The organism is Plantactinospora endophytica (genome assembly GCF_016862915.1).
GTDB classification, from domain to species: domain Bacteria; phylum Actinomycetota; class Actinomycetes; order Mycobacteriales; family Micromonosporaceae; genus Plantactinospora; species Plantactinospora endophytica.
On record NZ_BONW01000040.1, the window covers coordinates 35,804 to 44,578 of the forward strand.

5 protein-coding genes are annotated in these 8,775 nt (G+C 70.5%); 1 reads left to right on the plus strand and 4 read right to left on the minus strand.

Going from position 1 to position 8,775, the window contains the following annotated elements:
* The first annotated feature begins 55 nt into the window (after positions 1 to 55).
* A complete protein-coding gene (locus Pen02_RS33455; protein ID WP_203870178.1) occupies positions 56 to 5,107 on the plus strand; it encodes an NAD-glutamate dehydrogenase in 5,052 nt (1,683 codons plus the stop codon).
* A 90-nt stretch (positions 5,108 to 5,197) separates the two neighbouring features.
* Here Pen02_RS33455 and Pen02_RS33460 read toward each other — a convergent pair whose 3' ends face one another.
* The 4 genes from Pen02_RS33460 to Pen02_RS33475 form a co-directional block, all read right to left on the minus strand.
* Positions 5,198 to 5,923 carry a class F sortase gene (locus tag Pen02_RS33460; protein WP_203870179.1) on the minus strand — a complete coding sequence of 242 codons (726 nt, stop codon included), beginning with the start codon at positions 5,921 to 5,923 and terminating at the stop codon, positions 5,198 to 5,200.
* Position 5,924: 1 nt separating this feature from the next.
* Entirely contained in the window at positions 5,925 to 6,710 is a 786-nt protein-coding gene (locus tag Pen02_RS33465; RefSeq protein WP_203870180.1) for a hypothetical protein, read from the minus strand.
* A gap of 250 nt (positions 6,711 to 6,960) precedes the next feature.
* Positions 6,961 to 7,710, minus strand: a complete 750-nt coding sequence (locus Pen02_RS33470; RefSeq protein WP_203870181.1) for a class F sortase — start codon at positions 7,708 to 7,710, stop codon at positions 6,961 to 6,963.
* Positions 7,694 to 8,775 (minus strand): hypothetical protein (locus Pen02_RS33475; RefSeq protein WP_203870182.1); only part of this gene is annotated, 1,082 nt, incomplete at its 5' end. The genes Pen02_RS33470 and Pen02_RS33475, both read right to left, overlap by 17 nt.

The window sequence follows — 8,775 nt, forward strand, 5'->3', positions numbered from 1 at the left end:
GCCTAGTCTGGGCGGAGAGTGACCCACGGCGTGGTGGGTCGAGGGGAGTGGCACGATGGACCGGCGTCCGGCGATCACACCGGAACCCGTTCTCCAGCCGGCGGATGCCGGCCGAGACGACAGCTACGACGCGGCGATCGACGACGACGGGGCGGGCTCTCGACTCGCCTCCGGCGTGACCGGCGTGCCGGGAGCCAGCATCGACACCCTCTACGACCTCGGACTGCCTCCGGAGGCCCTCGCCGACGACGTCGAGGACGCCGACCTGGACGAACCGGTGCCGAACGCCGAGCGGCTGGTGGCCCAGGCGGTCGCGCTGGCCGGCGACGACCACGACGCGGCGACCCTGGTCGACCGGTTCTGGCGGTTCGCCCCGGACGAGGAGCTGATCGGGTTCACCCCGACGGAGATGCTCGCCGCCGCCCAGGCCCACCGGGATCTGGCCCAGCAGCGCGTACCGGGCGAGCTGAAGCTGCGGATCCACGAGCCGGCCGCGGACCAGCAGCACACCGTGATCGAGATCGTCACGGACGATATGCCCTTTTTGGTGGATTCCATCACGGCGCTGCTGACCGGCCACCACCTCGACGTACACATGCTGGTGCATCCACTGGTGGTGGTGCGTCGGGAGCCGCTCGGCAGGCTGACCGAGGTCGCCGCCGACGTCGAACCAGACGACGCGATCGACGGTGACCTCGTCGAGAGTTGGATGCGGATAGAGATCGATCCGGTACGCGGCGCCGCCGACCGGGACCGATTGCGCGCCGAGTTGCAGCGGGTGCTCACCGACGTACGCGAGGCGGTGGAGGACTGGCCGAAGATGCGGCAGCGGGCGCTGTCCCTCGCCGACGAACTGGCCGCCGCGCGGACCTCGGACAACCGCCCGCCAGTGCCCGAAAAGGACATCACCGACTCGGTGGAGCTGCTCCGCTGGCTGGCGCACGAGCACTTCACCTTCCTCGGCTACCGCGAATACCGGCTGACCCAGACCGCGCAGGGGTCGGCGCTGGAGGCGGTGCTCGGCACCGGGCTGGGCATCCTGCGGCAGGACTCCACCACGCCCCGGGCACTCTCCTCGATGACGCCCGAGGCGCACCAGAAGGTGACCGAGAAGCGGCTGCTCATCATCACCAAGGCCAACTCCCGGGCCACCGTGCACCGGTCGGCCTACCTGGACTACATCGGCTTCAAAATCTTCGACGAGCGCGGCGAGGTGGTCGGCGAGCGGCGCTTCCTGGGCCTGCTCGCCACGGCGGCGTACCGGACCAGCGTCCGGGAGCTGCCGGTGGTCCGGCGGAAGGTCGCCGAGGTGTTGGACCGGTCCGGGCTCAGCCCGCGCAGCCACTCCGGCAAGGACCTGTTGCAGATCCTGGAGACCTATCCCCGGGACGAACTGTTCCAGATCAAGACCGACGACCTGTACCACGCCGTCGTCGGGGTACTCCGGATGGCGGGTCGCCGCCAGCTCCGGGTCTTCCTGCGCCGCGACGGGTACGGCCGGTTCATCTCCTGCCTGATCTACCTGCCCCGGGACCGGTTCACCACGCAGAACCGGCTGCGGATGCAGGAGATCCTGCTCCGCGAGCTGAACGGGATCGGCGTCGACTACACCACCCGGGTCACCGAGTCGATGCTGGCCCGGGTGCACTTCATCGTCCGGACCGACCCGGCCAGCCCGCCCGGCGAGGTGGACGCGGACCTGCTCGCCGAGGAACTCGCCGACGCGACCCGGCTCTGGGACGACGACTACCGGCTGGTGCTGGAGCGCAAGCTCGGCGACGAGCAGGCCAAACACCTCTTCACCCGGTACGCCGACGCGTTTCCGGAGGGCTACAAGGACGGGCACACCCCGTACGAGGCGATGAAGGACCTGGCCAAGCTCGAACTGCTGGAGGAGCCCGGCCAGCTAGAGATGCACATGTTCCGCAAGCAGCAGGCCGCCCGCCCCGGTGGCCCCGCCCCGGCCACCGCCGTCGAGGACGTCCGGTTCAAGGTCTACCGGTACGGCGAGCCGATGGTGCTCTCCGCCGTCCTGCCGGTGCTGCACTCGCTCGGCGTACGGGTGGTCGACGAGCACCCGTACGAGGTGGAGCGGATCGACGGCCGGATCTACCTCTACGACTTCGGTCTCGAACTGCCCGACGGCGCCCGGGACCTGGCCGAGGTACGCCCGCACGTGGAGAACGCCTTCTCCGCCACCTGGCGCGGCGAGGCCGAGGTCGACGGCTTCAACGAACTCGTGCTGCGCGGCGGCCTCACCTGGCGGCAGGTGGTGGTGTTGCGGGCGTACGCGAAGTACCTGCGGCAGGCCGGCACGGTCTTCTCGCAGGACTACATGGAGTCCACCTTCATCGCGTACCCGCAGCTCGCCGCCTCGCTGGTGGAACTCTTCGAGACCCGGTTCTCCCCGACGCTGGGCTACTCCGCCGAGGAACGCAACCTGCGGAGCAAGGAACTCGTCACCTCGATCAACCAGCAGCTCGACGACGTGAGCAGCCTGGACCAGGACCGGATCCTGCGCTCCTACCTGACGCTGATCCAGGCGACCCTGCGGACCAGCTTCTACCAGCGGCGCACCGACGGGCGGCCGAAGCCGTACGTGGCGTTCAAGCTCGACCCGCAGGCGGTGCCGGACCTGCCGGCGCCCCGGCCGAAGTACGAGATCTTCGTCTACTCGCCGCGCTTCGAGGGCGTACACCTGCGGTTCGGGCCGGTGGCCCGAGGCGGTATCCGCTGGTCGGACCGGCGGGAGGACTTCCGCACCGAGGTGCTCGGCCTGGTCAAGGCGCAGATGGTGAAGAACGCCGTGATCGTGCCGGTGGGTGCCAAGGGCGGCTTCGTGCTCAAGCAGAAGCCGGGCGACCGGGACGAGGCGGTCGCCTGCTACCAGGGCTTCATCTCGGCCCTACTGGACGTGACCGACAACCTGGTCGGCGGGCAGATCGTGCCGCCGGAGGACGTGGTTCGGCACGACGCCGACGACCCCTATCTGGTGGTGGCGGCGGACAAGGGCACGGCCAGCTTCTCCGACATCGCCAACGAGATCTCGGTCCGGAACGGCTTCTGGCTGGCCGACGCGTTCGCCTCCGGCGGTTCGGCCGGCTACGACCACAAGAAGATGGGGATCACCGCCCGGGGCGCCTGGGAGTCGGTGAAGCGGCACTTCCGGGACATGGGGATCGACACCCAGAGCCAGGACTTCACGGTGGCCGGGGTCGGCGACATGTCCGGCGACGTCTTCGGGAACGGGATGCTGCTCTCCGAGCACATCAGGCTGGTGGCCGCCTTCGACCATCGGCACATCGTGCTGGACCCGGACCCCGACCCGGCATCGTCCTACGCGGAGCGTCGGCGGCTCTTCGACCAGCCGCGCTCGTCGTGGGCCGACTACAACGCCGAGCTGCTCTCCGAAGGCGGCGGGATCTATCCGCGTACCGCGAAGTCGATCCCGATCAGCCCGCAGGTCCGCGCGGTGCTCGACCTCGGCGCCGACGTCGAGTCGATGTCGCCGCAGGAGCTGATGAAGGCGATCCTCTCCGCCCCGGTCGACCTGTTCTGGAACGGCGGCATCGGCACCTACGTCAAGGCGTCCTCGGAGTCGAACGCCGAGGTCGGCGACAAGTCCAACGACGCCATCCGGGTGGACGGCAAGGACCTGCGGGCCCGGGTGGTCGGCGAGGGCGGCAACCTGGGCTTCACCCAGGTCGGCCGGATCGAGTACGCCCAGGCGGGCGGCCGGATCTTCACCGACTTCATCGACAACGCGGCCGGGGTGGACACCTCGGACCACGAGGTCAACATCAAGATCCTGCTCGGTGCGGCGGTGGCCGACGGCGAGCTGAGCGTGCCGGACCGGGACGCGCTGCTGGCCGAGATGACCGACGAGGTCGCCCAGTTGGTGCTCCGGGACAACTACGACCAGGCCCGGGCGATCGGCAACGCACTGGCCCAGGCGGCGTCGCTGCTGCCGGTGCACCGGCGGATGATCTCCGACTTCGAGCGGGCCGGCCACCTCAACCGGGAGCTGGAGGCGCTGCCGCCGGACGAGGAGCTGGCCACCCGCACCGACACCGGGCTGACCGCGCCGGAGTTCGCGGTGCTGCTCGCGTACGTCAAGATCGTGCTGGAGCGGGAGATCCTGGCCGACGGGCTGCCCGACGAGGAGTGGACCTCGGAGGTGCTGACCGGCTACTTCCCGACCCCGCTGCGCGAGCGGTACGCCGACCGGATGCCGGAGCACCGGCTGCACCGGGACATCGTGACGACCGTACTGGTCAACGAGGCGGTGAACCGGGGCGGCATCTCGTTCATCTACCGGGTGGTGGAGGAGAGCGGCGCGACTCCGGCGGACGTGATCCGGGCGTACGTGGTGGTCCGCGAGGTCTTCGGGCTCCGGGAGATCTGGGACGACGTCGAGGCGCTGGACAACCGGGTACCGACCGAGGTGCAGACCGGGGTCTACCTGGACACCCGGCGGCTGCTCGACCGGGCCGTACGCTGGCTGGTGACGAACCGTCGTTCGCCGATCGACGTACCGGCCGAGATCGCCCGACTGCGCGACGGGATCTCCCGGCTCCTGCCCGAGCTGGGCAACCTGTTCTACGGTGGCGAACGCGAGGCGCTGGAGGCGCACGTCGACCTGTGCGAACGGCGCGGGCTGTCCCGGGAGTTGGCCGAGCGGTCCACCCGACTGATGTACAGCTTCGGGCTGCTCGACGTGGTCGAGACGGCGACCGCGACCGGCCGGGACGTCGGCGAGGTGGCCTCGGTCTACTTCGTACTCTCCGACCGGTTCCGGGTCGACTCGCTGCTGTCGAAGATCTCGTTGCTGCCCCGGGAGGACCGCTGGCAGACGCTGGCCCGGATGGCGCTGCGCTACGACCTCTACGCCGCACTGGCCGCGCTCACCGCCGAGGTGCTCGGCGGTACCTCCGCCGACCTGCCAGCGGACGAGCGGGTGCAGGAGTGGGAGCGGTCCAACTCGATCTCGATCGGGCGTACCCGCAAGGCGATGGGGGAGTTCGACGAGTCCCGGGCCGACCTGGCCGCGCTCTCCGTACTGCTGCGGCAGATCCGTACCCTGGTGCGGACCTCGGCGGCCGGCTGACCGGGGACACCTCGGCGACGTACCGGTCCGGCCTCGGTCGGTCCGGTACGCTCCGCGCCGGCCGATCGTCGGTGGCCGTCGGGGTGCCGGTCAGGGGATCCGGGTGGCGGACACGATGACGTTGTCGCGGTAGCTGCGTTTCTTGCGGTCGAAGGTGCCGCCGCAGGTCACCACCTGGAGCCGGGCGGCGTCCGTGGCGCCGTAGACCAGCTCGGACGGGAACGCGGCCTTCGGGTACGACTTCACCGCGTCCACCGCGAACCGGACCACGCCGCCGTCCTTCCGGGTGACCTCGATCCGCTCGCCGCGTTTCAGCGAACCGAGCCGGAAGAAGACCGCCGGGCCGGTCGCGGCCGAGTCGACGTGGCCGACCACCACCGCGTTGCCGAACTCGCCGGGGCTGGCCCCCAGCTTGTACCAGCCGGCGAGCTGCGCCTGTTTCAACGGGGGCACCTGGACGGTGCCGTCGTCGTTCACCCCGAGCGAGATGATCTTCGCGTTCACCCTGATCTTCGGAATGCTGATCCGGACCGGCTCGGACCGGGCCAGTTCCACCGGTCCGGACGGCTGGCCGGCCCCCGGTCCGCCGCTGCCCGCCGCACCGGGGCCGGGCGTCGGCTCCCGGGCCCACGCCGGCCGTGGCAGCGCCTCGGCGCTTCCGGCCTCGGTGTCGGCGGGCTGCGGCGGCTGCGTGGGTGCCGGGTTCAGACCGGCGGTGAGCAGCGCGGTTCCACCGATGGCGAGCACGGCGACCAGGGTCACGCCGGCGGCACGCCACGGTTGCCCGTGTCGGCCGCCGGCGCGCCTGGTCGGCACGTCAGGCGGGTGAGCCATCGGTACGGCGCCGACGGATCAGCAGGAAGCCACCGATCGCGGCGGCTCCCAGCAGACCCGCACCGGCGGCGGTCCGGGTGGAGTCGGTGCTGGCGGCGCCACCGTCACCACCGGGTACGGAGCCCAGGGGCAGCACCACGATCCGGCCGGTGCTGTTGCACTCGCCCGACGCCTTGTACTGCCCGGGCCGGGTCTCCTTCGGCGCCTTGGCCCAGGCCCAGTACACGACCTTGGCGCCGTACGCGGCCCGGGCACCCTGGCCGCCCTCGACCTGCTCGTCGGCACCTTCCTCGGTGGCGGCACCCTCCTCGGTGTCCGCACCTTCCCCGGTGTCGGCGCCATCCGGCTGCGTGTCCCCGGGTGCCGCCGACTGCTCGCCGCCCGCCGGTGGTGCCTGTCGCTCGCCGTTCGGGGGCACCGGTTGTCCGCTGGCCGGCGGAGGCGACGGCTGCGTGCCGCCGTCGGTCCGGTCGTCGTTTCCGGGTGGTGCCTCGGGAACCCGGACGTTGTCCTCGGCCACACGCTTGAGCGAGAGCTTGCCGATGATTTTCGACGAAACCCAGGGCCGCTCCACCGGGCGATCGCACTCAAGAATGATCTTAAACTTGTGGCCCGGCTTCACCCCCTTCGGCACGGTGTAGATGCGGCCCTTGTTCTCCTGCTTCGGTGGGGCGTCGTCCGCAAGCGCGGTTCCGGGCGCACAGATCAGCAGGGACACGGCACCCAGACCGGCGGCGGCCATCACCTTCCCCAACAACTTCCTACCCATGAGATGTCGTCACTTCCTTCCCCGTTCGGTTGCTCGACGGCCCGCCGAGCCAGAGCCGACGCTAGCTAGTTTGTGAACTGATGTCGTGATTATGAGTATTTCTTCTGAAAGCTCGTCTTCGAGTGGTAGAGAGCCATTCACGTCAGGGATGTCCGGATCGGCAATGCCGTCGGCGCGCGGAACGACCGGGGGACAGCGGCACGCCGCTGTCCCCCGAGGCCCGGACCTGCCGGGATGGTCGCCGTCGCGGTTACCCGACGAGTTTGGCGAAGGCGATGATGTTGTCCGGATAGGAGCCGGTCCGCTCGTCGAAGTCGCCCCCGCAGGTCACCAGGCGCAGCCCGGGAGCCTCCGACGGGCCGTAGACGAGTTCGGTGGGAAAGGCGCGCTTCGGGTACGACTTCACGCCGTCCACCGCGAAGGTGGCGAGGCTGCCGTCCCGCCGGATCACCTCGATGGTGTCCCCGGGCAGCAGGGCGCCGAGCCGGAAGAACACCGCCGGCCCGATCTCCTTCGAGTCGACGTGGCCGACGATCACCGAGTTGCCGGGCTCGCCCGGAGTCGGACCCAGTTGGTACCAGCCGGCCAGTTCCGCCTTGGCCAGCGGCGGTACCTGCACCATGCCGTCCGAGTTGAGTCCGAGCGGCATGATCGTCGCGTCCACGCCGATCCTGGAGATCATGATCTTGATCGGCTCCGACCTGGTCAGCACCCTCCCGGCCGGTACGGGCGTCGCGCTGGCGCCACCACTGGCGTCCGGCGTGGGCGACGGGGCGTCGAGGTCGGGGCGGGTCGCCGGATTGACCGCCGCCGGGCGGTCCGGCGCCGCACCGGCGCTCGGCTGCGGCGGTCGGAGCGGATCAGGGGAGTTGAGTGCGGCACCGATCAGACCGGCACCGACCAGGGCGAGCAGCGCGACGAGGCCGGCGCCGGCGACGCGCCACGGTCTCCCGTGACGGCCGCCGACACCGCTCGCCGTCGCGTCAGGCTGCTGACTCATCGGTACGGCGCCGACGTAGCAGCACCAGTCCGCCGAGCCCGGCCAACCCGAGCATGCCCGTACCCGCCGCCGCCAGGCGGCCGCTGTCGTCGGAGGTCGCCCCGCCGTCACCGCCGTCGACCCAGCCCGTCGGCACGACGATCAGTTCACCCTCGCCGCAGGAGCCCTTGAGCTCGTACGTGCCCGGCTTGGCGTCCCACGGGATGGTGACGCTGGCCCAGTACTCGAAGCCGGCCTTCTTGCCGTCCCAGCCGTGTTGGCCTTCGTCGGCTTTCTTGTCGCCGTTCTCCCAGCCGCCCTTGCTCTCCTCGGCCTTCTCCCAGCCGCCCTTGGAGTCTTCGGCCTTCTTGCCGTCCCAGCCGTGCTTGGGGTCCTCGGCCTTCTTGCCGTCCCAGCCGCCCTTGGAGTCTTCGGCCTTCTTATCTTCCGTCCAGCCGGGCTTGCTCTCCTCGGCCTTCTTGTCGTCGGCCTTCTTCTCCTCGGGCTTCCCGCTGTCGTCCCAGCCGCCCTTGCTCTCCTCGGCCTTCTCCCAGCCGTGCTTGGAGTCTTCGGCCTTCTTGTCGTCCCAGCCGCCCTTGCTCTCCTCGGCCTTCTCCCAGCCGTGCTTGGGGTCCTCGGCCTTCTTGCCTTCCTCCCAGCCGTGCCCGCCGTCGGCCCGGGTCATCCCGCCGGTGCCGTTCGGCGCTGCCGGTGCCTGCTGCCCGGCCGGCGGCTGGTAGCCCTGCGGCTGGCCGCTGGCGGACGGCGCCGGCGACGGCGCCGGTACCGCGTCGGCCGACGGGCCGGGTGCCGCTGGGGCGCCCTCGGCGGCCGACGGTGCGGACCCGGTGCCGGACGCCCCGTTCTCCGCCGGGGCCGGCTCGTACTTCTTCTCCTTGTAGCGGCGGTACTCGAGGTAGTCCTGGTACTCCTTGTACCGCAGGAAGTCCTGGTACTCGTTCTCCTTCTTGTAGTCCCCGCCGCCGTTGTACTCCCCGCTGGCGTTCTCGTGGCCGCCGGAGTACTCGGGCTTCTCGGCGCGCTCGGCGCTCTCCTCGGCCTTCTTCCCCTCTTCGGCCTTCTTCC

Excerpts from the sequence above, each read along its gene's own strand:
- Pen02_RS33455 (WP_203870178.1), top strand. The coding sequence starts at position 56 with ATGGACCGGCGTCCGGCGATCACACCGGAACCCGTTCTCCAGCCGGCG.
- Pen02_RS33465 (WP_203870180.1), bottom strand. The coding sequence starts at position 6,710 with ATGGGTAGGAAGTTGTTGGGGAAGGTGATGGCCGCCGCCGGTCTGGGT.
- Pen02_RS33470 (WP_203870181.1), bottom strand. The coding sequence starts at position 7,710 with ATGAGTCAGCAGCCTGACGCGACGGCGAGCGGTGTCGGCGGCCGTCAC.